At 67.5% G+C, this 22,496-nt stretch carries 13 protein-coding genes and 2 pseudogenes; 10 read left to right on the plus strand and 5 right to left on the minus strand.

Going from position 1 to position 22,496, the window contains the following annotated elements; genetic code table 11:
- Positions 1-12: 12 nt before the first annotated feature.
- From aroQ to AC06DU_RS02655, 4 genes are all read right to left on the minus strand, one after another.
- The gene (gene aroQ, locus AC06DU_RS02640) at positions 13-459 is read right to left on the minus strand and encodes a type II 3-dehydroquinate dehydratase (protein WP_039811529.1); all 447 of its coding nucleotides are present in this window, start codon (positions 457-459) and stop codon (positions 13-15) included.
- Between the two features lie 449 nt (positions 460-908).
- The gene (locus AC06DU_RS02645; RefSeq protein WP_478203466.1) at positions 909-3,233 is read right to left on the minus strand and encodes a protein-disulfide reductase DsbD family protein; all 2,325 of its coding nucleotides are present in this window, start codon (positions 3,231-3,233) and stop codon (positions 909-911) included.
- 5 nt (positions 3,234-3,238) lie between these two features.
- Positions 3,239-3,571, minus strand: a complete 333-nt coding sequence (cutA, locus tag AC06DU_RS02650) for a divalent-cation tolerance protein CutA (protein ID WP_024940554.1) — start codon at positions 3,569-3,571, stop codon at positions 3,239-3,241.
- A 230-nt stretch (positions 3,572-3,801) separates the two neighbouring features.
- A complete protein-coding gene (locus tag AC06DU_RS02655) occupies positions 3,802-5,613 on the minus strand; it encodes an endonuclease (RefSeq protein WP_434982196.1) in 1,812 nt (603 codons plus the stop codon).
- A 431-nt stretch (positions 5,614-6,044) separates the two neighbouring features.
- On the opposite strand from AC06DU_RS02655, the gene AC06DU_RS02660 reads away from it, so the two are divergent.
- From AC06DU_RS02660 to AC06DU_RS02680, 5 genes are all read left to right on the plus strand, one after another.
- The gene (locus AC06DU_RS02660) at positions 6,045-6,332 is read left to right on the plus strand and encodes a co-chaperone GroES (RefSeq protein ID WP_003483210.1); all 288 of its coding nucleotides are present in this window, start codon (positions 6,045-6,047) and stop codon (positions 6,330-6,332) included.
- Positions 6,333-6,479: 147 nt separating this feature from the next.
- Positions 6,480-8,111: a chaperonin GroEL gene (gene groL, locus AC06DU_RS02665; protein WP_478203468.1), complete on the plus strand. Its 1,632-nt coding sequence runs from the start codon at positions 6,480-6,482 to the stop codon at positions 8,109-8,111.
- Between the two features lie 752 nt (positions 8,112-8,863).
- Positions 8,864-11,755 (plus strand): TonB-dependent receptor plug domain-containing protein, encoded by a 2,892-nt coding sequence (locus AC06DU_RS02670; RefSeq protein WP_478203470.1) that lies wholly within the window; start codon positions 8,864-8,866, stop codon positions 11,753-11,755.
- Positions 11,756-11,979: 224 nt separating this feature from the next.
- Entirely contained in the window at positions 11,980-12,189 is a 210-nt protein-coding gene (locus tag AC06DU_RS02675) for a hypothetical protein (RefSeq protein ID WP_126750501.1), read from the plus strand.
- 27 nt (positions 12,190-12,216) lie between these two features.
- Positions 12,217-13,290 (plus strand): 3-deoxy-7-phosphoheptulonate synthase, encoded by a 1,074-nt coding sequence (locus tag AC06DU_RS02680; RefSeq protein WP_046345560.1) that lies wholly within the window; start codon positions 12,217-12,219, stop codon positions 13,288-13,290.
- Between the two features lie 465 nt (positions 13,291-13,755).
- Here AC06DU_RS02680 and AC06DU_RS02685 read toward each other — a convergent pair whose 3' ends face one another.
- Positions 13,756-15,270, minus strand: coding sequence for an acetyl-CoA hydrolase/transferase family protein (locus AC06DU_RS02685; RefSeq protein ID WP_478203472.1), 1,515 nt, complete (start codon positions 15,268-15,270; stop codon positions 13,756-13,758).
- A 387-nt stretch (positions 15,271-15,657) separates the two neighbouring features.
- Between AC06DU_RS02685 and AC06DU_RS02690 the strand changes: the two genes are divergently transcribed.
- The 5 genes and pseudogenes from AC06DU_RS02690 to AC06DU_RS02710 all read left to right on the plus strand — a co-directional run bounded on the left by AC06DU_RS02690 (position 15,658) and on the right by AC06DU_RS02710 (position 22,440).
- Positions 15,658-17,835 carry a translocation/assembly module TamB domain-containing protein gene (locus tag AC06DU_RS02690; RefSeq protein WP_478203474.1) on the plus strand — a complete coding sequence of 726 codons (2,178 nt, stop codon included), beginning with the start codon at positions 15,658-15,660 and terminating at the stop codon, positions 17,833-17,835.
- Between the two features lie 202 nt (positions 17,836-18,037).
- Positions 18,038-18,443: pseudogene (locus tag AC06DU_RS02695) on the plus strand (hypothetical protein); the annotation flags it as partial.
- Between the two features lie 218 nt (positions 18,444-18,661).
- Positions 18,662-20,452, plus strand: a pseudogene (locus AC06DU_RS02700) (hypothetical protein); the annotation flags it as partial.
- A 419-nt stretch (positions 20,453-20,871) separates the two neighbouring features.
- Positions 20,872-21,381 carry a sigma-70 family RNA polymerase sigma factor gene (locus tag AC06DU_RS02705; protein WP_065032200.1) on the plus strand — a complete coding sequence of 170 codons (510 nt, stop codon included), beginning with the start codon at positions 20,872-20,874 and terminating at the stop codon, positions 21,379-21,381.
- Between the two features lie 9 nt (positions 21,382-21,390).
- Positions 21,391-22,440 carry a FecR domain-containing protein gene (locus tag AC06DU_RS02710; RefSeq protein WP_478203476.1) on the plus strand — a complete coding sequence of 350 codons (1,050 nt, stop codon included), beginning with the start codon at positions 21,391-21,393 and terminating at the stop codon, positions 22,438-22,440.
- Positions 22,441-22,496: the final 56 nt, after the last annotated feature.

The following is a 22,496-nucleotide window of genomic DNA, read 5'->3' on the forward strand; positions in this document are numbered from 1 at the left end:
GTGAGCGGGATGTCATGCGTCGCGTTCCAGCCGCGCGATCACCGCTTCCAGCGCCAGCCGGTAGCTGTCGGCGCCAAAGCCGCAGATCACGCCGTCGGCCTTGTCGCTGAGATAGCTGTGGTGACGGAACGGCTCGCGCGCATGCGGGTTGGACAGATGGATTTCCACGAACGGCAATCCCACGCCCAGCAGCGCGTCGCGCAGCGCCACCGAGGTGTGGGTGAAGGCGGCCGGGTTGATCAGGATGTAGGCGGTGCCGTCCTCGCGCGCGGCGTGAATGCGCTCCACCAGCACGTGCTCGGCATTGGACTGCAGGCAGGCCAGCGCATGCCCGGCGGCCTGCGCACGGTCCACCAGGGCCGCATCGATCTGCGCCAGCGTGGTGCGCCCGTAGACATCCGGCTCGCGGGTGCCAAGCAGGTTGAGGTTGGGGCCGTGCAACAGCAGCAGGTGGGCCATGACATCCGGGAGAGCGGAAAGGCCGGAAGTCTGCGCGATGTCGCCGATGCTGTCCAGATAGGCGAAGTTAGGTCTGTTTTAAACGGTTGTTTTAATTTCGTGGTGGCACGCTGCCGCGTTGGTGTGCCAGGCCCTGTGGGGCTGCGGTTTCGCGGCAGGCGCCCAGCCTTGCCGGTCTGTCGATCGCATGCCGACCATCTGCTGAATCGCCATGGTGCGTAGTGCAGCGCGTCCATTCGCGGAAGCGGTGCGTTCGCTGCCGTGCGTCCCGGCCCCTGCTATCTGTCGTGCTGTCGAGCGGCGTGCTCGGCAACGCCGGCTGGTGTTCGCCGGCATCCAGCCACTTCAGCGCCGATCGGCGCTCGTTCCCTTCATCATCGACCCATGCCGTCCATGCATCGGGCCGCCGTTCGAGCCGGCGTGCCGGCCCGCGGGTCTGACCGACCGGCTCACCTAGCCGCGCGCAGCAACGCATCCTCGGTGATCGCGTTGGTCAGCACGGTCGGCAGCACCGCCGGCGGCGCGCCGGGGCCGTAGACCACGTACAGCGGCACGCCGACGGCCTGGTGCTGGTCGAGGAAGGCGCTGATCCTGGGGTCGACATTGGTCCAGTCGCCTTTCATGTAGACCGCGTCGACGCGGCGCAGTGCGTCGCGGAAGTCGGCGCTGCTCAGCACGTTCTTCTCGTTGGCCTTGCAGGTCACGCACCAGTCGGCGGTCATGTTGACGAACACCACGCGGTTGTCGGCGCGCAGGCGGTCCAGCAACTGCGGCGAGAACGCCACTACGCCTTCGGCGGCAGTGGCGGCCGGCAGGCGCAGGCGGGTGACCCCGACCACCGGCACGATCGCCAGCACCAGCATCACCGCGGCCAGGCCCATGCCGATGCGATGGCTCTTCCAGCGGCTGCGCTCGAAGCAGAACAGGCCCAGCGCCAGCAGGGTGGCGCCGACCAGCATCAGCGCCAGCGCGTCCACGCCGCGCTGCTTGCCCAGCACCCACAGCAGCCAGATCGCAGTGAGATACATCGGGAACGCCAGCACCTGCTTGAGCGTTTCCATCCACGCGCCAGGCGTGGGCAGCCGCCGCGCCAGCGAGGGAATGAAGCCGATCAGCAGGAACGGCAGCGCCAGGCCCAGGCCCAGCGCCAGAAACACCAGCATCGCCAGCAGCGCCGGGGCGGTGAAGGCATACGCCAGTGCGGTGCCCATGAACGGGGCGATGCAGGGGCTGGCCACCACGCAGGCCAGCACGCCGGTGAAGAAATCACCCAGCGGGCCATTGCGCGCTGCCAGCGACTGGCCGATGCCGCCCAGATTGCTGCCCAGCGTGAACACGCCCGACAGGCTCAGGCCCACCGCAAACATCAGATAGGCCAGCGCCGCGACAAACCACGGCTGCTGCAGCTGGAAGCCCCAGCCGGCCGCCTGGCCGGCCGCGCGCAGGCCGATCACCAGCGCGCCGATCGCCGCAAACGACACCAGCACGCCCAGCGAATACCAGATCGCATGGCTGCGCGCGTGGCTGCGGCTCTCGCCGCTGTGGGCCAGGCCCAGCACCTTCAGCGACAGGATCGGCAGCACGCAGGGCATCAGGTTCAACACCAGCCCGCCGAGCAGGGCCAGCACCAGCATGGCCAGCAAGCCCTTGTCGGTGTGCGGCGGCTGGGTGCGCTGCGGATTGTCGGCCGAGGCATCTGCGGCCGGCGCTGCAGTCGCCGCGGGCGTCGGTGCCGGCGCCGGTTCCGCAGGCAGCTGCCCGGCCGGCAGCGGCGAGATCATCAGCGGCGCCGCCTGCGCCTGGTTCTGCGGCGACACCGTGCCGGCGGGCAACTCCAGCGCCACCCGACGGGTCATCGGCGGGTAGCAGATGCCATCGGTCTGGCAGCCCTGGAAGGTCGCCACCAGGGTCGCCTTGACCGGTTCGGCATGCTCGCGCAGCAGCGGCAAGGTGACTTCGGCCTGGTCGAAATACACCACCACATCGCCGAAGTGCTCATCGCGGTGCGCCTTGCCCTGCGGCCAGCGCGGCAGCCCGGGACGCACGCCGCCGGCGCCTTCCAGCGCCAGCGAGGTGCGGTCGCGGTAGATGTAATAGCCGGGCGCGGGGGTGAAGCGCAGCAGCAGGCTGTTGCCGTCGCCGACGATGGCTTCGAAGGTGAAGGCCTGCTCGGCCGGCAGCGGCAGTGCGTCCACGCCGGCGGCCTGGCCGGTGCTGCCGAACAGCCGCGGGCCTGCCGGTGCGCGCGGCACCAGTGCGCCCAGGTTTTCGCGTGGGGTGGCGGGCGTCGCGGCGGGAGCCGAGGCATCGGGCAGGCGCACGCGCAGCTCGCGGCGTTGCGGCGGGTAGCACACGCCGGCGTCGGCGCAGCCCTGGTATTGCACCTGCAGCACGGCGGTCTGCAACCCGGCATCGGCCTTGCCGGCCAGCCTTGCCTGCAGCTGCTTGCGGTAGGTCTGCACCTGGCCGAAGAACTCGTCGTGCTTGCTCTCGCCTTCCGGCAGCGCCAGCTCGCCGGCGGCAAAGCCTTGCCCGGATTTGACGCTGATGCGGTGGCGATACAGGTAATAGCCCGGCGCGATCTTCCAGTGCAGCGTGATGCTGTCGCGGCTATCGGCGGTGGCGCTCAGGGTGAAGGCCTGATCCACCGGCAGCAGGTCGGCCTCGGTGACCGCGGCCTGCGCGGGCAGGGGCGCCACCAGCGCCAGCGGCGCGGCGAGCAACGGTACGGCCAGCAATGCGCAGCGGGCGATCCAGCGGGACAGAGACTTCATGGACGTCAGGATTCCTTGCGGGTTTCGGCCCGGACCCAATCGAGATACGCCGGCAGCCCGGCGCTGGCTTGGACCGCGATCGCCTCCGGCAGTTCATACGGATGCAGCGCCTGCAGCCGCGCGATGGCGTCCGGCAGGCGGTCTTCCCAGGTCTTGATCAACAGCTGCACTTCCTGGCTGCGCTCGATCGCCCCGTTCCAGCGGTACAGCGACTGCACGCCGGGCAACTGGGTGACGCAGGCGGCCAGACGCTCGTCCAGCAGCACGCGCGCAATGCGCTCGGCGCTGTCGGCATCCGGACAGGTGCTGAACAACAGATGGAGGGAAGAGGCGCTCATGTGACCGCGCAGTGTAATCCCCTGTTTGCGGGGGATCGACCGCAGATTCCGGAACAGGGCGTCAAGTTCGCTGAGCCTGGCGGCTGGCCGGCGATACCGGTCCTGCGCCTGCCCGCTGATGTTGAATGTCGCAGGCCGACGGCTCGCGCGCCTGCTGCGCGAGCGGGCATGTGGATTGCCGCTGCAGGCCGTCTCCCGGCCTGGCGCCTGGGGCACCGGGCCGGGCCGGATCAATTGGCCAGCTGGCAGCTGGCCGGCTTGGCCGAGGTGAACAGGCTCGAGGTCGCCCATTCGGGGTGATCCACGAACGGGTTGCGGTTGCCCTGGAAGCTGAAGATCACCTGGTTGCGCGCCCGCTCGGCATCGTCCGGCGGGTCAGCCTGGTGCCAGGCCAGCAGCGTGGACAACAGGCCCATATAGGCGGGCGAAGCCGAGGTCTGCACGATCTTGCTGCGGTCGTCGGTGAGTTCCAGGTCCGGCTCGGACTGCCCGGTGGCCGCGTCGGTGCCGCCTTCATAGCGGATCGCCATGTACATCACCGCACGCGCCATGTCGCCCTTGCGCTTGCCCCATACCTCGAAGGTGCCGCCGTTGCCATCCGGGGTGCGCACCCAGTTGGAATTGCCCGGATAGCGCCCGCTGCCGCCGCCACTGCCGTCATTGACTTCGGTGACCCGCTCGCCGCAGCTGCTGGTGCAGGCCGCGTAGGGCTTGTTGCCGCGGTCGGCGTTGAAGGCGGTGTCGGTGAGATACAGCATGTGGGTATCGGTGTAGGGCGCATACGGCAGCCCCTTGTCGCCGCTGGCGCTGCCGAAGCCCAGCGAGTTGGGCCAGGTGTGCTCGCGGTTGTAGGTCAGCCCGCTCCCGGTGCCGGCACGGTCGCTGCCCTTGGCGTAGCTGCGGTTGCGGTAGGCGTCCAGAATCCGGCCGCTGTTGTTGGGATCCTCGTCGGCCATCTCCAGGATGGTCCAGGTGCTGGTGCCCGAGCCGCTGTACGGATAGACCGTGTGGCCCTTGATCACGGTGTGCAGCGAACAGCGCAACTGGCTGGCATTGGCGGTGTTGACCCGCGAATAGTAACCGGTGCCGCCGCCGCTGGCGGTGGCCACGGTGAAGGCGATCGACTGGTTGGCGGCCGGGCTCAGCCCGCTGGCATCGCGGATGGCGCTGGCGGTGATCGCCAGGGTGCAGCGCTCGCCACCGACCAAGGCGGTGTTGGTGGACAGGCTGAAGCGGGTGCCGCTGGTCGGGTAGCTCAGCGCCACCGTGCCGGAGCTGGCGCAGCTCAGTGCGAAGGCGCCGCTGCTCAGCGTCACCGCCTCGCTGAAGCCCACGCTCAGGTCGCCGGCGGCGGGAAAGCCGGTCGCGCCCTGGGTCGGGGTGGTGCTGGTGATCGTCGGTGCCGCGCCGGTCTCGCCGCCACCGCCGCTGCCGTTGAAGCTCTGGCCGCGGTTGCACGCGCCAAAGGTCTGCGCCGACGAGCCGGCCCAGCTGAAGTTGGACGCGCTGCTGCCGGTGCCGGTCAGTTGCAGCGAACTGCCGACCGCGCTGCTGTTGCTCTCGCTGACCGGCAGGTTCTGGCTGGTGATGCCGGCGGCAGGGCCGCCGCTGGCGGTGATGGCGCCTTCGTAACTGAGGAACTGCACCAGCTGCCCGTTGGGGTCGACCAGCGCCACCCCGTCGTTGGGCCCGTTCTGCACGCCATTGCTGGCGTAGCCGACCGTGGCCACGCGCACCTGGCTGCCGCAGCTGACCAGGCTGCCGGCCGGCACCGCCGTATTGGCGTAGACCGTGGCCGCGCCCGGTGTGCTGCCGTTGTACAGATAGATGCGGTAGCCGCTCAGCGATTCGCCGGCGGTGGCCACTACTTCCACCCCTTCGCCGCTGTCACCGGAGGCGCCTGCGTCGTCGTAATGCAGTTCGTTGATGAACACCGCCGCGTGGGCGGTAGGGACGGCCAGCGCTAGCGCACAGGCCAGGGGAAGCGCGCAGCTGGGGGACCAGCGCAAGGGGAAAGCACGGGCAGGGGACGGCAACCTCATCGACAGCTCCTTGTGATCGGGGAATGCGTGGCCGACTGTAAAACGTGCGCATGACAATCGGTGGAACCTGGTTCCATTTTTAGAGCGGCTGCTCCGGCGACTGCTCGGTGCGCACCGTCCGGCGTGCCAGTGGCTCGGTAGCCGGTCTCAGGCGCAGCTGGCGATTGCGCAGCCCGGTTCCCACCCGGCTGACCGTCGCCGGCGCGGCAATGCGCGCCAGGTCGTGTCGGCCGCGTCGCGGTCCTGGCATGGAACTGCCCGGCGAAAATTTTTTGCCCCCAGCCCTTGAAAGCTGGCCACACAGCACAATCTCTGGCCCGCACCCGCTCTGTCGGGTTTTTTCCGCGCGCTGTGCTGGCAGTCGTCACATACGAGTGCTAACATTGCCGACAATTTCCAGACCAATCAATCACTTAAGAGGGTCTTTCTCTATGAGCATCAAGCCGCTTCACGACCGCGTTGTAGTCAAGCCGATCGAAGCCGACGAAGTTTCCGCCGGCGGCATCGTGATCCCGGACTCCGCCAAGGAAAAGTCCACCAAGGGTGAAGTCGTCGCCATCGGCGCCGGCAAGCCCCTGGACAACGGCAGCCTGCGCGCGCCGGTGGTCAAGGTCGGCGACAAGGTCATCTACGGCCAGTACGCCGGCAGCAGCTACAAGTCCGAAGGCGTCGAGTACAAGGTACTGCGCGAAGACGACATCCTGGCGGTCATCGGCTGATCAGGCGCTATGCGCCGGGAATCGGGAGTTGGGAATCGGGAATGGGCAAAGCGGCTAACGCCCTTCGCCATCCCGCCCCGCCCCGATTCACGCTGTTGATCTACCGATTCCCCATTCCCTATTCCCCATTTCCGGAGTTACATACAAATGGCTGCTAAAGACATTCGTTTCGGTGAAGACGCACGTACCCGCATGGTTCGTGGCGTCAACGTGCTTGCCAATGCCGTCAAGGCCACCCTGGGCCCGAAGGGCCGCAACGTCGTGCTCGAAAAGAGCTTCGGCGCGCCGACCATCACCAAGGACGGCGTCTCCGTCGCCAAGGAAATCGAACTGGCTGACAAGTTCGAGAACATGGGCGCGCAGATGGTCAAGGAAGTCGCTTCCAAGACCAACGACAACGCTGGCGACGGCACCACCACTGCCACCGTGCTGGCCCAGGCCCTGATCCGCGAAGGCGCCAAGGCCGTGGCCGCCGGCATGAACCCGATGGACCTCAAGCGCGGTATCGACCAGGCCGTCAAGGCCGCCGTCGTCGAGCTGAAGAACATCTCCAAGCCCACCACCGACGACAAGGCAATTGCCCAGGTCGGCACCATCTCGGCCAACTCGGACGAATCGATCGGCAACATCATTGCCGAAGCGATGCAGAAGGTCGGCAAGGAAGGCGTGATCACCGTTGAAGAAGGCTCGGGCCTGGAAAACGAGCTGGACGTGGTCGAGGGCATGCAGTTCGATCGCGGCTACCTCTCCCCGTACTTCATCAACAACCAGCAGAGCCAGTCGGCCGACCTGGACGACCCGTTCATCCTGCTGCACGACAAGAAGATCTCCAACGTGCGCGACCTGCTGCCCGTGCTGGAAGGCGTGGCCAAGGCCGGCAAGCCGTTGCTGATCGTCGCTGAAGAAGTCGAAGGCGAAGCGCTGGCCACCCTGGTGGTCAACACCATCCGTGGCATCGTCAAGGTCGTGGCCGTCAAGGCACCGGGCTTCGGCGACCGTCGCAAGGCGATGCTGGAAGACATGGCCGTGCTGACCGGCGGCACCGTGATCTCCGAGGAAGTGGGTCTGGCGCTGGAGAAGGCCACGATCAAGGACCTGGGCCGCGCGAAGAAGGTGCAGGTCTCCAAGGAGAACACCACCATCATCGACGGCGCCGGCGACTCGGCCACGATCGAAGCCCGCGTTGGCCAGATCAAGACCCAGATCGAAGACACCTCGTCCGATTACGACCGCGAGAAGCTGCAGGAGCGCGTGGCCAAGCTGGCCGGTGGCGTTGCAGTGATCAAGGTCGGCGCGTCGACCGAAATCGAAATGAAGGAAAAGAAGGCCCGCGTCGAAGACGCCCTGCACGCCACCCGTGCAGCCGTCGAAGAAGGCGTGGTCCCGGGCGGCGGTGTGGCCCTGGTGCGTGCGCTGGTGGCCGTCGGTAACCTGACCGGTGCCAACGAAGACCAGACCCACGGCATCCAGATCGCCCTGCGCGCGATGGAAGCCCCGCTGCGCGAAATCGTGGCCAATGCCGGCGAAGAGCCGTCCGTGATCCTGAACAAGGTCAAGGAAGGCACCGGCAACTACGGTTACAACGCGGCCAACGGCGAGTTCGGCGACATGGTCGAGTTCGGCATCCTGGATCCGACCAAGGTCACCCGCTCGGCGCTGCAGAACGCAGCCTCGATCGCCGGCCTGATGATCACCACCGAAGCCATGGTGGCCGATGCACCGAAGAAGGACGAGCCGGCGATGCCGGCCGGCGGTGGCATGGGCGGCATGGATTTCTGATCCACGCCACTCGGCTGTTGCAGCAAAAAAGGACCCCGCCGAAAGGCGGGGTTTTTTTGTGGGCGGTCGTGGATGCCGCAAGAGGTCGTGCGTGGCCACGCAGACCCCATCATGACCCGTAGGAGCGCCCCTGGGCGCGAAGAGGCTTTATCGGGAACGCCCCAATCGCGCCCGGGTGCGCTCCTACCGGGCACCGATGCGGCCAACGGTTCGCGAACTCGACCGTGTCGAACCCACGCGTGCATAACCACGCAAACCCCATGACCCCGTAGGAGCGCCCCAGGGCGCGAAGGAGCTTCACCGGGAATGCCCCAATCGCGCCCGGGTGCGCTCCTACGCGGGGCCGATGCCATTGGCTTGCGCAATCGGTTCGCGGCCTCGACCGTGTTTGCATGGCCACGCAAACCCCATGACCCCGTAGGAGCGCCCCAGGGCGCGAAGGGGCTTCACCGGGAATGCCCCAGTCGCGCCCGGGTGCGCTCCTACGCAGGGGCGATGCCATTGGCTTGCGCAATCGGTTCGCGGCCCCAACCGTGTCGACGTGCGTGCCATCGCGTGGATCGCGAACCCCATCACACTTGCATGACAGTGTGTTGACATCGATGTCAGCGCCAACCTAGCGTCGCTGGGCAGGCGCTTGCGCCGAACGGTCGGGGGGCCATCGGACAGGGGGCGGCGATGCGGTGCATCGCTCGCAGGCGTCGTTGCAGTGGAACGCCACGCCGGCCATGCCGGCCTCTCCCGGGGATCTTATGAACTGCCGCAGTCATCGCCTTGCCTTGTCGATTTCCTTGTCCCTCGCCCTGACCGGCGCCATCGCACCGTCGGCGGCGGCCCAGCAGGCCGAGCCGGAGCAACCGCGCGCCACCTCCACCCTGGACGCGGTCAGCGTCACCGGCTCGCGCATCAAGCGCGCGCAGGTCGAGGGCGCGCAACCGGTGGTCACCATCTCTGCGCAGCAGATCCAGCAGGAGGGCTTTGCCACCGTCTACGACGTGCTCAACAGCATGAACCAGCAGGGCTCGGTGGAGGCCGATACGCAATGGGGCTCGCATACGCCCAACGCCTCGCCGATCAACCTGCGCGACCTGGGCCCGGGCCGCACCCTGCTGCTGGTCAACGGCCACCGCGTGGCCGACTACCCGCTGCCGTACGGCGGCGAGAGCAACTTTTCCAACTACAGCAACATCCCGTCCGCGGCAGTGGAGCGCATCGACATCCTGACCGGCGGCGCCTCGGCGATCTACGGCTCGGACGCGGTGGCCGGCGTGGTCAACGTGATCCTCAAACGCGATTACCAGGGCGACCAGGTGCGGCTGCGCGGCGGCACTGCCACCGAAGGCGGCCGCGACAGCTTCGACGTGTCCTGGGCCGGCGGGCGCACCGGCGAAAACTGGAGCCTGACCTACGCGCTGCAGGCCACCCGGCGCGATCCGTTGAGCGGGCGCGATCGCCCCGAGATGGACGATTCCGACGACATGGCCTACTCCAACTGGACCGGGCAGAACCGCCGCTACGGCTTCAACCCGTTCACCGGCCTGAGCCTGGTCGATGCCAACACCAACGAACGCCTTGCACCGCCCGCCGGCACCTGCGCGCGCTTCGGCGGCGAATTCATCGACGGGCAGCGGCTGAGCTACAACCAGAACACCGGGGTGGTCACCAACGCCGGCGATTACTGCGGCGTGGCGCGCGATTACGGCGACTGGGGGCTGGTCACCGGCAGCGAGGACTACTCGGCCTATCTCTACGGCACCTGGAAGTTCGGCGAGCACACCGAAGCCTGGGCCACGCTGTCGGCCAACCGCAGTATCGGCCGCTGGACCTACGACCCGCCGTACGTGTATCTGGGCCCGTTCCAGGACGCCGACACCGGCCGCTCGCTGTACGCGATCCGGCAGCTCACCCGGCGCGAGGCCGGTGGTTGGGACCGGCTGGCCAACTACAACAAGGAGCAGTCCTGGGACCTGAGCGCCGGCTTGCGTGGCGTGTGGGCCGACCGCTTCGACTGGGAGCTGAGCGTGGGCCGCTCGCGCTACACGGTGGACGAATACGTACGCACCGTGGACACCGCCCGCGCCACCGATTATTTCCTCGGCAGCCCCACCGGCAGCGCCGCCGACGGCACGCCCATCTATGCGATCAACCAGGCGCGCCTGTATGCACCGCTGTCCTCGAGCGAGTACGACGAGCTGGTTGCCAAATCGCATAACTCGGCGTATTCGTGGGTGAACCAGGCCAGCTTCAGCCTGAGCGGCGATCTGGTGCAGGGCTGGGCCGGGCCGATCCGCTTCGCCACCGTGGCCGAAGTCGCCAAACAGGGCTACCAGCTGTCGCCCGATCCCTGCGCCAACGAGTGCTATCCGGTCGATGTGGTGGACAGTGGCGGCGGCGAGCGCACGCGCAGTTCGGCCGGGCTGGAATTGCAGATTCCGCTGCTGTCGACGTTGAGCGCCAATGTCGCCGGCCGCTACGATCGCTATGGCAGTTACCGTTCTTCGGCGGCGATTCCGACCGATGTCGGCACCCAAAGCGACACCACCTGGAGCGCGGGTCTGGAGTGGCGACCGGTCGAGAGCCTGTTGGTGCGCAGCACGCTGGCCACCAGCTTCCGCGCGCCGGACATGCATTACGTGCTCGGCGAACCCAGCTCCACCAACCAGACCGTGATCGACCAGTACCGCTGCATCGCCACCGGTGCGTATCTCACTGGCGGCTGCAACGACGAAAACAGCAACATCTACTACACCGTGGACGTGAACCGTCGCGGCACGCCGGATCTGCGCTCGGAAACCGGCCGCTCCTTCACCGGCGGGGTGGTGTGGGACATCGTGCAGGGCCTGTCGCTGAGCGTGGATTACTACCGCATCGAGCTGGAGGAAATGATCAAGGATCTGGACCGCGACGAGATCCTCTCGGCCGAAGCCGGCTGCCGCACCGGCACCACCATCAGCGGCGGCGCCTGGAACAATCCCGGCGGCGCCGGCTATTGCGACACCATCACCTCGCGCGTGTTGCGCAATGCCGATGGCACCATCGCCAGTATCGAGCGCGGCCCGATCAACCTGGCGCAGATGGAAACCTCGGGCATTGACGCCTCGCTGAAATACCGGCTTGCCACGGCGGGTTGGGGCAACTTCCAGTTGTCGCTGGACTACAACAACCTGCTGGCCTATCGCGAGCAGATCTACCGCACCGACAGCGATGAAAACCGTCGCGACGAACGCGTGCGCAGCCGTGTGCGGGGCAGCGTGCATTGGGACAACGGCGGCGCCTGGGACTGGACGGTGTACTTCCGCCAGCTCGGCTCCATGCGCGCGGTCAACTGGGGCACCTGCGAGCGCTTCGACGACGGCTACCAACCCAGTGCCTCGGACGCATGCGTGGTCACCGACACCGCCAACGTGCATCTGGGCGAGAGCAGCAAGCGCTACTTCGGCCGCGTCGGCCCGGCGATCTACTGGAACCTCAGCACCGGCTACAGGATCACCGACCACGCCAAGGTCAACTTCTACGTCAACAACGTGTTCAACGAAGTGGGCTACGAGAACAAGGAGCGCTTCTACGGTTACGGCTTCTACAACACCACCTTGTTCAACCCGATCGGCCGCGAAGTGGCGGCGGAATATGTGTTTACGTTCTGATTGAAGGTGCTGGCCGCATCGCACGTCACGGCAGAGCGCCGTGGCGTGCTATGCATGGTCGATGCCACCTGCGCAGGCAAGCCGTACGCGAGCCCGGCCTGCCAGCGCGCGCGTGGTAATGCCGCGCATCGGTTCGCCCAGCTTGTCGTGCGCCGTGGTGGTCGGCGCGACACATGCCGCCTGCAGGCCCCCCGCATTGGCACTGCTGCAACGTTCCGTTGCCGATGAAACAGTGGCAACGGCCAAACGTGCGTGGTATCAATGCACTCAATGAACGCACCCCGCAGCCAGTTTTACTTTTGGTACTACGGTTTTCCGATGCCGCTGGCGGAGGACGGATTGCGCTCACCCTGAAGAAATCTTCAGCAGCATTCCCGAAAAGCCGCCAGCGCACACTGGCGGCTTTTTTGTTGCCGCCGCGCCTGGCTCCCTGATGCAACACCGCCCACCGAGACACTGTTATGCCGCCTGTGACCGATGACCTGCGTATCCGCAAGATCGAAGCCCTTGCACCGCCCTCGCAGCTGCTGTCGCTGCTGCCCTGCGACGAGCGCGCCTCCGAAACCGTGACCAATTCGCGTGCCGCGCTGCACGAGATCCTGCATGGCCGTGACGACCGCCTGGCGGTGGTGATCGGGCCCTGCTCGATCCACGATCCGGTCGCGGCGATGGACTACGCGCACCGCCTGCGCCCGCTGCGCGAGCAATTCGGCGACGCGCTGGAGATCGTGATGCGGGTGTACTTCGAAAAGCCGCGCACCACCATCGGCTGGAAGGGCCTGATCAACGATCCGGATCTGGATGGCAGCTTCCAGATCAACAAGGGCCTGCGGGTGGCGCGCGGTCTGCTGCGCGACATCAACAACCTCGGCCTGCCGGCCGGTGTGGAATTCCTCGACATCATCTCGCCGCAGTACATCGCCGACCTGGTGGCCTGGGGCGCGATCGGCGCGCGCACCACCGAAAGCCAGGTGCACCGCGAAATGGCCTCGGGATTGTCGTGCCCGGTGGGCTTCAAGAACGGCACCGGCGGCGACGTCAAGATTGCGGTGGACGCGGTGGGTGCGGCCTCGCACCCGCATCATTTCCTGGCCGTGACCAAGGACGGCCACACTGCGGTGGCCGCGACCGCAGGCAACCCGGATTGCCACGTGATCCTGCGTGGCGGCAAGCAGCCCAACTTCGACGCGGCCAATGTGGAAGCGGCCAGCCAGGTGCTCAACACGTCCGGCTTGCCGGCGCGGCTGATGATCGACGCCAGCCACGCCAACAGCGGCAAGAATCCCGAGAACCAGCCCAAGGTCATCGACGATATCGCCACGCAACTGGAAGGCGGCGAGACCCGCATCGTCGGCGTCATGGTGGAAAGCCACCTGGTCGGCGGACGCCAGGAACTGGTGCCCGGCTGCGCACTGACCTACGGCCAGAGCATCACCGACGGCTGCCTGGGGTGGGACGCCTCGGTGCAGGTGCTCGAGCGCCTGGCGACGGCCGTGCGCGCACGTCGCGCAAGGCGGGTTGCCGAAGCTGCGTGATCGGCGAGGCGGTGGGGTGAGAACACGAGGCTTCGCGCGTACCCTCATCCGGCGCTACGCGCCATCTTCTCCCGCCGGGAGAAGGGAGAAGCTCTCTCGAGCAGCCTGGCAATGAACACAAGCGCAGGCGTGCTGATGGCCGTTCCAGAACGAGAACGCCGGGCCGGCGCAGGGAGCCGGCCCGACGGATTGGACACCACCCAGTGGTGACCCGTCGCGCCCAGCGGCAGGAGGGGGAGAGAGCCGTCCTGCCGCCGAATGCGAGCGGGCAGAAACGTTATCCGCCACATCCGTGACATCGCGATGTCGCAGCATGTCGACGCCAGCAATGAAGTTCGCGAAGCGTTAAACACCGGCACGACGACCGTGCTCCGATCTCTCTAGCAACACCGTCACGCTGGGCTACAACTCTCGATTCCCGATTCCCGATTCCCGATTCCCGATTCCCGATTCCCAAATCCCCGCTCACCCCAACATATCCCCCGTCTCCAACCAGCGCTGATGCCACGACAGCGCCTCGGTCAGCAGATGCGGGGTGTGCTTGCCATAGCTGTCGCGATTGGCGCGCGCCACATAATCTTCCAGCGCATCGCGGTAGCGCGGGTGTACGCAGTGATCGAGCAACTGGCGTGCGCGTTGCTTGGGTGTGAGGCCGCGCAGATCGGCCAGGCCTTGTTCGGTGACGATCACCGAGACATCGTGTTCGGTGTGGTCGACATGGCTGACCATCGGCACGATCGACGAGATGCTGCCGGCCTTGGCGATGCTGGGGCTCAGGAAGATCGACAGGAAGCCGTTGCGGGCAAAGTCGCCGGAACCGCCGATGCCGTTCATGATGCGGCTGCCCATCACGTGGGTGGAATTGACGTTGCCGTACAGGTCGGCCTCGATCATGCCGTTCATGCCGATGCAGCCGAGCCGGCGCACCAGCTCCGGATGATTGGAAATCTCCTGCGTGCGCATGATGATGCGCTGCCGGTAGAAATCGATATTGCGCTTGAACTCCTCGTTGCCCTCCGGGCTGAGCGCAAAACCGGTGCACGAGGCATAGCGCAGCACGCCATCGCGCAGCAGCGCGAGCATGCCGTCCTGGATCACTTCGGTGAACGCTTCCAGGTCGCGGAAGCCGCTGCGTGCAAGCCCCGCCAGCACCGCATTGGGAATATTGCCCACGCCCGATTGCAGCGGCAGCAGACTGGCCGGCAGCCGGCCCTTGTCCACTTCATGGCGCAGGAACGCGATCAGGTGCTCGGCGATGCTTTCGCTGCTGTCGTCGGCGGCAGCGAACGGGCTGTTGCGGTCCGGGCCATGCGTGCGCACCACTGCCACGATCTTGTCCGGATCGCAGCGCAGGCTGGGCTCGCCGATGCGGTCGTCGCCGTGGATCAACGGGATCGGCTTGCGCTGCGGCGGCAGCGCAGTGCCGTAGTACACGTCGTGCATGCCATCCAGGCCGGCCGGCTGCCAATCGTTGACTTCGATGATCACCTTGCTGGCCAGGTCCAGCCAGGTCTTGTTGTTGCCGATCGAGGTGGACGGCACCAGGCTGCCGTCGGCGCGGATCGCCGAGACTTCCACCACGGCGGTGTCGATCTGCCCGTAGAAGCCGAACCACACGTGCTGGGCGACGTGGCTGAGATGGATGTCGATATAGTCCAGCGTGCCGGCGTTGATGCGTTGGCGCGCGTCCGGGTCGGACTGGAACGGCATGCGCATGGCGATGCCGTCGGCCTTGGCCAGCGCGCCGTCCAGTTCCGGCGCGGTGGATGCGCCGGTCATCAGCTTGATCTGGAATGGCTGGCCCTGCAGATGCGCCGCTTCGATGCGCTGTGCCAACGCCATCGGCACCGCCTTGGGGTAACCGGAGCCGGTGAAGCCGCTCATCGCCACGGTCTCGCCGGGCTGGATCAATGCGGCAGCGGCCTCGGCAGAAACCAGGCGCTCGCGCAGCGGCGCGTACAGGATGCGTTCGTCGGACATGGCGGCACAGCGGGACAGGGGACTGCCATTATCGCCGCTGCATGCGTCGGCCGCGCTGCGACCATGGTGCAATGCAATGGTGCGGATGGCCGCAACTGCGTGCGAAGCGGGCTGTTGCGTGGCGGGTCGGTTGGGGCAACACATCGACGCTTCATCCGCCTTCGTTTCTGCGTATGGAGCCTGGCGTTGGCGTCGCCGCTGGCAGGCCGGCGGTCGTCTGGCGAGCGTGTGCCGGCAAGTCCTGTGCACTGCTGCGCTGTAGCACTAATCGTCAACGCTTCCCCAGCTGCCGTGCAGCGGATACGGTGATGCGCTACCGGCCATGTTCACGCCTCGCCGCCAGCGCAACCGCGATAGTGGCGACAGACTCGACTTCTGCCTGCGCCCATGTCCTCTCTTCGCGACCGCTTCCAGCGCTGGCCCCGGCCAGGGCGCATCGCAGTGGTCGTGCTGGTGGCGCTGTATGCGCTGTATCTGCTGGCCGGCAACCTGTTTCTCAACACGCCGCTGTTCGATGCCGTCACCAACCGGCAGCCGCATAAATTCACCATGCAGACCGGCCCGGCACTGACCGTGTTTCCGGGGCAGGTGATGGCCTGGAACGTGCGCATGCGCGGGCAGGCCAACCGCACCGTGTACGTGTTTCACGCCGACCGCGCCAATGCGCGCGTGGCCTTGCTTGCGCTGTTGCGGCGTGAGGTGCGTCTGCCCTGGCTGCATGCCACCGGCCTGGAAGCGGAAGTGGAAACCTCCGACACGCCCATTCCGCCACCGCCGCGCGGCGATCAGGGCTGGACGCTGCGCTTCGATGCGATCACCAGCAACAGCATCCGCAGTGCGCGCCTGGGCAAGCTGCTGATCGCCGGGCAGGGCCACGGCAGCGTCGGCTTCCTCAAGCAGCTCAAGGGCGGCCCGTCGGAGCTGTTTCCCTCCGAAGCGGGCTTTCGCGATGCGGTGGTCAGCTATGACGGGGTGCAGGTGTTCAATGGCGCGCAGCTGGATACGCAATTCCAGTTTCCGCGCCATTACCGCGACCAGGCGCCGGGCCTGCGCAAGCTCGGCATTACCCATGCGCGCCTGCAGCTGAAGGCGGCGACCGTGGCGTTGAAGATCGACACCGGCGCGCCGCACGTGGACATCCGCAGCGGGCCGTCCGCGGCGCGGGTGGAGGCCGACATCACGCTGGATCGCGGCACCCTGCAGGAGGGCAGCCATGCGGTCTGGCGTCTGCCGTTGATGGCCGGCGTCGGCGCGACCGACCGCGGCATGCTGGCGCTGCAGCTGGACGTGGCGCGCGACATCCGTGTGCAGGCACGCCTGCCGCGCGACGAGAAGACGGGCAGCGAACTGCAGGCCGATCTGCGCATCGCCGGACGCAGCATTCCCTTCCAGGATCCTGCGCAGGTACTGCCGCGCCTGTCCGGGCAGGTGCGCGGACGCTGGCAGTTCGAATCGCTGAACTGGATCGCCGAGCTGTTCGTGCGCAAGCCCTGGTTCCAGCTCGCAGGCGGCGGCCTGGTCGAGGCCGACCTGCGGCTGGCGCAGGGCCGGCTCGCCAGCGGCAGCAGCCTGGAGATTCCACGTGTGGAGGCGGTGGCGCAGGTGTTCGATACGCGGCTGGCCGGTATCGCCAAGGCGCATGGACGCATCGACGATGCCGCCACGCCGCAGGCGCATCTGGAGGTGAGCATCCCCACCTTCAAGGCCGCACCGCGCGATGCGCCCAGGCAGGTCCTGCTGGACGGCCGCGATCTGCAGCTGGCCATGCATGGCGATGCCGAACTGGCGCGCCTGCGCGACACGCTCAAGGCGCAGCTGCGTTTCAGCGATGCGCGCGTTCCCGATCTCACCGTCTACAACCGTTACCTGCCCGGCAAGAACGTGCGCCTGCTCGGCGGCAGCGGCAGCCTGACCGGCGATGTGGCGCTCAATGCCGCCGGCGATGTGGGCAGCGGCCACGCCAACCTGCGCGGGCAGGGCGCGCACCTGGCGCTGGCCGGCGTGCAGATGCGTGGCGATGCCGAATTGCAGGCGCAGCTGCAGCGTGCCGATTTCAAGAACAAGTTCTTCGACCTCAGCGGCACGCGCGTGCGCCTGCGCAATATGCGTGTGGGCGACGACAGCAGCGATGCCAACTGGTGGGGGCAGATGCAGGTCGGTGCCGGCACCATCCAGGCCAGCGCACCGTTCCAGGTGGATGCCGATGCGGCGATCCGCATGCGCGATGTCGCGCCGCTGCTGTCGGTGTTTGCGCAACGTGCCGACTATCCGCGCTGGGTACTGGGCTTGCTGGATTCGGGCGAGCTCGACGCCACCGGCAGGGTGCGTTGGCGCAAGCAGCAGTTGCTGATCGACGACCTGCATGCGGAGAATGCGCGGCTGTCGCTGCGTGCAAGGCTGGCCTTGAACGATGAGCAGCGGCGCGGCGATCTGTATCTGCGCTGGGGCGTGCTGGGCGCCGGGATCGAACTCGATGGCAAGCAGCGCCAGTGGCATCTGGCCGGCGCGCGCGAGTGGTACGACGCGCAGCCGGGGCTGTTGCCGGCGGTGTCGAAGGCGAAGTAAGCGGCTCGTGGTTTGAGCTTGCGTATTGCGGCCAGCTTTGCCGTCTTCGACGAGGCGTGCGCACACTGCCGGCCGTGTAGGACATCCATGCACACCGGGCAGCCTGCCGGTGCCCAGCCGCAATCGCCGCTGCGCACCGCGCTCACGGTTTCCTTGGCACACTGCGCCACGCCGCGTGCGCGGTCTTCAGGAGCCTGCCGTCATGACGATGCCTGTTCGCGCCCGCTGGCAGACCTTGCCCCGCCCGGTGCGTTGGCCGTTGCTGGCGTTACTGGTGGTGTACGCAAGCTATCTGCTGCTCGGCAACCTGTTGCTCAACACGCCACTCGGGCCGGCCGCGCTCAATCGCAAGCCGGACCGGTTCACCATGCACTGGGGCCCGGCAGTGACCTGGTGGCCGGGCCGGCTGACGCTGTGGAAGGTGGAGTTGCAAGGCCGCTCCACACGCACCCGCTGGAACGTCAGCGCGCAGCGCATGAGCGGGCAGGTGCGGCTGTTGCCGTTGCTGCATCGGCAGTTGCTGGTGCCGGAGCTGCATGCGCACGGGGTGCGCGGCGGAATGCAGGCGGCTGTACCCACAGCCGGTACCGTGGCGACGCCAGCGCCGGGGACAGCGCCGAACACGCAAGTCGCTGCCGCAGCGCCGGCTGACGCAGCCGGTACGCCGCCGCCAACGACCGCGCAGGACAAGCCACCCACACGCACCCCAGACGTCGCGGCGAGCACGCCGCCGCCCGCACGGACGACCGGCGCAGCCGCCCGCATGCCGCCATCCGCCGGGGTCGCCAATACCGCTGGCGCACCCGCAGGTCCCGCATCGACCGCTCCGGCCTGGACCCTGCAGTTCGACCGCATCGTCGCCGATCAGGTGCAGGCAGTGACGCTGCGTCAGCTGCGGATCGAAGGCGATGGTCAGCTGCAGCTCGGTCTGTTCAAGCAGTTGCGTGGCGGGCCGATGGAAGTGTTTCCCTCGCAGGCGCGCTTCGACAACGCACGCATGCGCTGGGGTGACAGCGAAGTGCTGCGCAACGGCCAGCTGCGCATCGAAGCCAGCATCGCGCGGCATGCGCCGGAGCAGGCACGTGGGCTGGCCATGCTGCAGCTTGCCGATGCACAGGTGAGCGTGCATGGCGACACCGCGGCACTGGATGTCGTACGCAATGCGCAGGGGCGCCACACGCTCGCCACACGCGCCGGCACGGGGCGTGCGGATGGGCAGTTGCGCTGGATACGTGGCGCCTTGCAGCCCGGCAGCCAGCTGCAATGGCGCGCTCCACTACACGACAGCACGCGCACGCCAGCCGCCCTGCTGGGCGAACTTGCAGCGCAACTGCAGGTGGAGCAGGACATGCGCCTGCAGGTGAGCATGCCCGAGCCGGCCGATGCCGGGCTGACCCTGGATGCGGATCTGCGCGTGCAGGGCCGGCAGCTGCCGCTGCAATCGATGCGCAGCCTGCTGCCGCGCACCTCCGGGCATGCGCGCCTGCACTGGCAGCTGTCTTCGCTGAGCTGGATTCCTGCGCTGTTCCCGGACGTGGACTGGCTGACGCTGGACGGCGACGGACTGGTGGATGCGGATCTGCGCATCGATCGCGGCCAGCTCGGTGCCGGCAGTCGCCTGCAGGTGCCGCACGTGCGTGCGCATGTCGGCGTGATGGGGCATGCGATCGATGGGCAGGCCAGTGCCGACCTGCGGGTGAGCGCCGATGCGAGCGGGCAGCTGCTGCCGGCACTTGCCTTGCAGATGCAGCAGTTCTCCATTGCGCACAGCGATGCGCCCACGCGCCCGTTCGTGCAGGGCCGCGATCTGCGTCTGGATCTGCAGACGCGCGCCGATGCACGCAACCTGGCCACGCTGCGCGACGCCACGCGCGCGCATCTGGTGTTCGCCAATGCGCGCGTGCCGGATCTGCGTGCCTACAACCGCTATCTGCCGCAGCAGCAACTGCGTTTCGATGGCGGCAACGGTGTGCTCAGTGGCGATCTGCAGATCGAACCCGGCGGGCGTATCGGCAAGGGCGGCCTGCGTATCGGTGCGCGTGCGGCGCGGCTGCAGTTTGCCGGCCTGGCACTGCGTGGCGATGTGGATGCGGATCTGCGCTTGCAACGCGGCAATCTGCGTGCGGAAAACTTTCGCCTCGACGCCAGCACCATCCAGCTGCGCAATATCGGATTCACCGGGCCGGATGGTCAGCGGCGCGATGGCTGGTGGGCGCGCATCGTGCTGGAGGACACCCGCATGCAATGGCACCAGCCGGTTGGTGTGGATGGACGCGTGCGCATCCAGGTGCGCGATCTGGCGTTCCTGATGGCGCTGTACGCGCGCGACCGTTCGATTCCGAACTGGATGCTGCGGCTGGTGGATGCAGGCCAGGCGCAGGTGACCGGGCGCGTGCATTGGCAGGGCGACACCGTCATCGTCGATCGTTTGCAGGCGCGCAACCAACGCTTCCAGGTGGATGCGCGCCTGCGTTTGCAGGGCAGCCAACGCAGCGGCAGTCTGCTCGCGCGCTGGGGCATGTTGAGCGCAGCGGTGGGGTTGCGCGGCCAGACCCCGGAATGGCATCTGCTGCGTGCACCGGAGTGGTACCAGGCCCAGCCCGATCTGCTGCGCTGAGGTCGCCGCGCGCCAGTGCGGTGTGAAGGAAAAAGCGCCAGTTCTGTACTGCCTGGTGTTGTTTTGCAGTGCAGCGTGCAAGTGGCGTTCGGGGCGCGCACTATGATCCTGCATCCCGACGTGGGGGAGGGAGCAAAGCCCGCTGGCAGTTCGCTGCAAGCGGGCTTTTTTATTGCCTGAAGCCTGGCCAGTCAAGCCACTTGGCCTCCGCTCATCGCACGAAACACCCAGATATTGAAGGCTTGGCCAGGCCACTGCCGGGTCGCCGTGGGCGTCAACGCCCCCAAGTCCTCGACTTGCGCGACGGGAGTGGCCGGCGGCCGCGCCTGCATACGTCGCCGGCTTCCGCTAGAATGAGATCAATTCTCATTTATCGCCGGGCGCGTTTCCGCCTGGGTCCAGCCGTCCAGGAGGTCATCGTGTCGGTCACGCAAGGCGCGCTTCATCAGCAGGTGGAGCGCCTGTACACCGACCACCATGGCTGGCTGCAGGGCTGGCTGCGGCGCAAGCTGGGCGACGCGTTCGTGGCTGCCGACCTGGCGCAGGACACCTTCATCAGCGTGATCAGCGCGGGCGCCGCCGACGAGATCCGCGAGCCGCGCCCGTTCCTGGCCACCATCGCGCGCCGGCTGATGGCGCACCGGCAGCGGCGCAAGTTGCTGGAAACCAGCTACCTGGAACTGCTGGCTGCGCTGCCGGAGGAATTGGCGCCGTCGCCGGAGCTGCAAGTGCTGGCGCTGGAAGCGGTGCAGCAGGTGGACCAGGCGCTGGATGGCCTGCCGCCCAAGGTGAAGGAAGCCTTTTTGCTGGCGCATCTGCAGGAGCTGAGCTACGCGCAGATCGCGCAACGGCTGGGCGTGTCCAGCAGCTCGGTCAAGCAATACCTCACGCGTGCCAACCGGCATTGCCTGTTCGCCCTGTCGGCGTGAGCTGCACGGATGGCTGATGCCGCTTCACCTCGTGCGCGCACCGCTGCCGGCCAGCGCGCGCCGCTGGCCGGCGGGCAACCGATCAGCGCCGAGGTCGCCGACCAGGCCGCGCAATGGCTGACGGTGCTGATGTCCGGCACCGCGAGCCAGGCGCAGCTGCAGCGCTGGCAACAGTGGCGCGATGCGCATCCGGACCACGCGCGGGCGTGGGCGCATATCGAGGCGGTGACCGGGCGGCTGAAGACGCTGACCCCGCAGGCGGCCTATCGCAGCCTGTCGCCGTATGCGGGCAGCAACGGCCAGGCATCGCCTGGCCGGCGCAAGGCGCTGAATCTGCTGCTGTGGGGCGGGGTAGCCGGGGCCACCGGCGTGCTGGCCTCGCGCACCGAACGCTGGCAGCGCGCCACCGCCGATTACGCCACCGCGACCGGCCAGCGCCGCGAGGTGCAGTTGCAGGACGGCAGCCGCATCACCCTCAACACGCGCAGCGCCATCGATGTGCGGTTCGACGCACAGCAGCGGCTGCTGCAGCTGCTGGCCGGCGAGATCATGGTGACCACCGCGCATGCGCTGGGCGCGGATCACGACGCGCGCCCGCTGCTGGTGCGCACCGCGCAGGGCGATATCCGTGCATTGGGCACGCGCTTTTGCGTGCGCCAGGACGAACACGACACCCGGCTGAGCGTGCTGGAAAGCGCGGTGGAGGTGCGGCCACATGCGGCCGCGCAGGCCGTCGGGCGCGTGCAGGCAGGGGAGCAGTGTCGGTTTACGGCCGACGCGCTTGGTGCCATCGCGCCGGTCGATGCACAGGCCGCGGCCTGGGTACGCGGGCAGCTGATCGCCGACGAGTGGCGCCTGGATGCCTTCATCGCCGAACTCGACCGTTATCGCGCCGGGCTGCTGCGCTGCGACCCGCAGGTGGGCAGCCTGCGCGTCTCCGGCGTGTTCCCGCTGGACGACACCGACCGCATCCTGGCAATGCTGCCCAGCGTGCTGCCGGTGCGGGTGAGCCGGCGCAGCCGTTACTGGGTGACGGTGCAGGCGGCCGGGCAGGGTTGAGGCGCTGCCAGCCGGCACGTCGCCGAAAAAAGTTTGCATCCGGGCTGCCCGATCGC

It is taken from the genome of Xanthomonas sp. NCPPB 3200 (assembly GCF_056393585.1).

What these genes read in the sequence shown, in the direction of transcription:
- aroQ (WP_039811529.1), bottom strand. Translation starts at nt 459, where the DNA reads ATGGCCCACCTGCTGCTGTTGCACGGCCCCAACCTCAACCTGCTTGGC.
- AC06DU_RS02645 (WP_478203466.1), bottom strand. Translation starts at nt 3,233, where the DNA reads ATGAAGTCTCTGTCCCGCTGGATCGCCCGCTGCGCATTGCTGGCCGTA.
- cutA (WP_024940554.1), bottom strand. Translation starts at nt 3,571, where the DNA reads ATGAGCGCCTCTTCCCTCCATCTGTTGTTCAGCACCTGTCCGGATGCC.
- AC06DU_RS02655 (WP_434982196.1), bottom strand. Translation starts at nt 5,613, where the DNA reads ATGAGGTTGCCGTCCCCTGCCCGTGCTTTCCCCTTGCGCTGGTCCCCC.
- AC06DU_RS02660 (WP_003483210.1), top strand. Translation starts at nt 6,045, where the DNA reads ATGAGCATCAAGCCGCTTCACGACCGCGTTGTAGTCAAGCCGATCGAA.
- groL (WP_478203468.1), top strand. Translation starts at nt 6,480, where the DNA reads ATGGCTGCTAAAGACATTCGTTTCGGTGAAGACGCACGTACCCGCATG.
- AC06DU_RS02670 (WP_478203470.1), top strand. Translation starts at nt 8,864, where the DNA reads ATGAACTGCCGCAGTCATCGCCTTGCCTTGTCGATTTCCTTGTCCCTC.
- AC06DU_RS02675 (WP_126750501.1), top strand. Translation starts at nt 11,980, where the DNA reads ATGAAACAGTGGCAACGGCCAAACGTGCGTGGTATCAATGCACTCAAT.
- AC06DU_RS02680 (WP_046345560.1), top strand. Translation starts at nt 12,217, where the DNA reads ATGCCGCCTGTGACCGATGACCTGCGTATCCGCAAGATCGAAGCCCTT.
- AC06DU_RS02685 (WP_478203472.1), bottom strand. Translation starts at nt 15,270, where the DNA reads ATGTCCGACGAACGCATCCTGTACGCGCCGCTGCGCGAGCGCCTGGTT.
- AC06DU_RS02690 (WP_478203474.1), top strand. Translation starts at nt 15,658, where the DNA reads ATGTCCTCTCTTCGCGACCGCTTCCAGCGCTGGCCCCGGCCAGGGCGC.
- AC06DU_RS02710 (WP_478203476.1), top strand. Translation starts at nt 21,391, where the DNA reads ATGGCTGATGCCGCTTCACCTCGTGCGCGCACCGCTGCCGGCCAGCGC.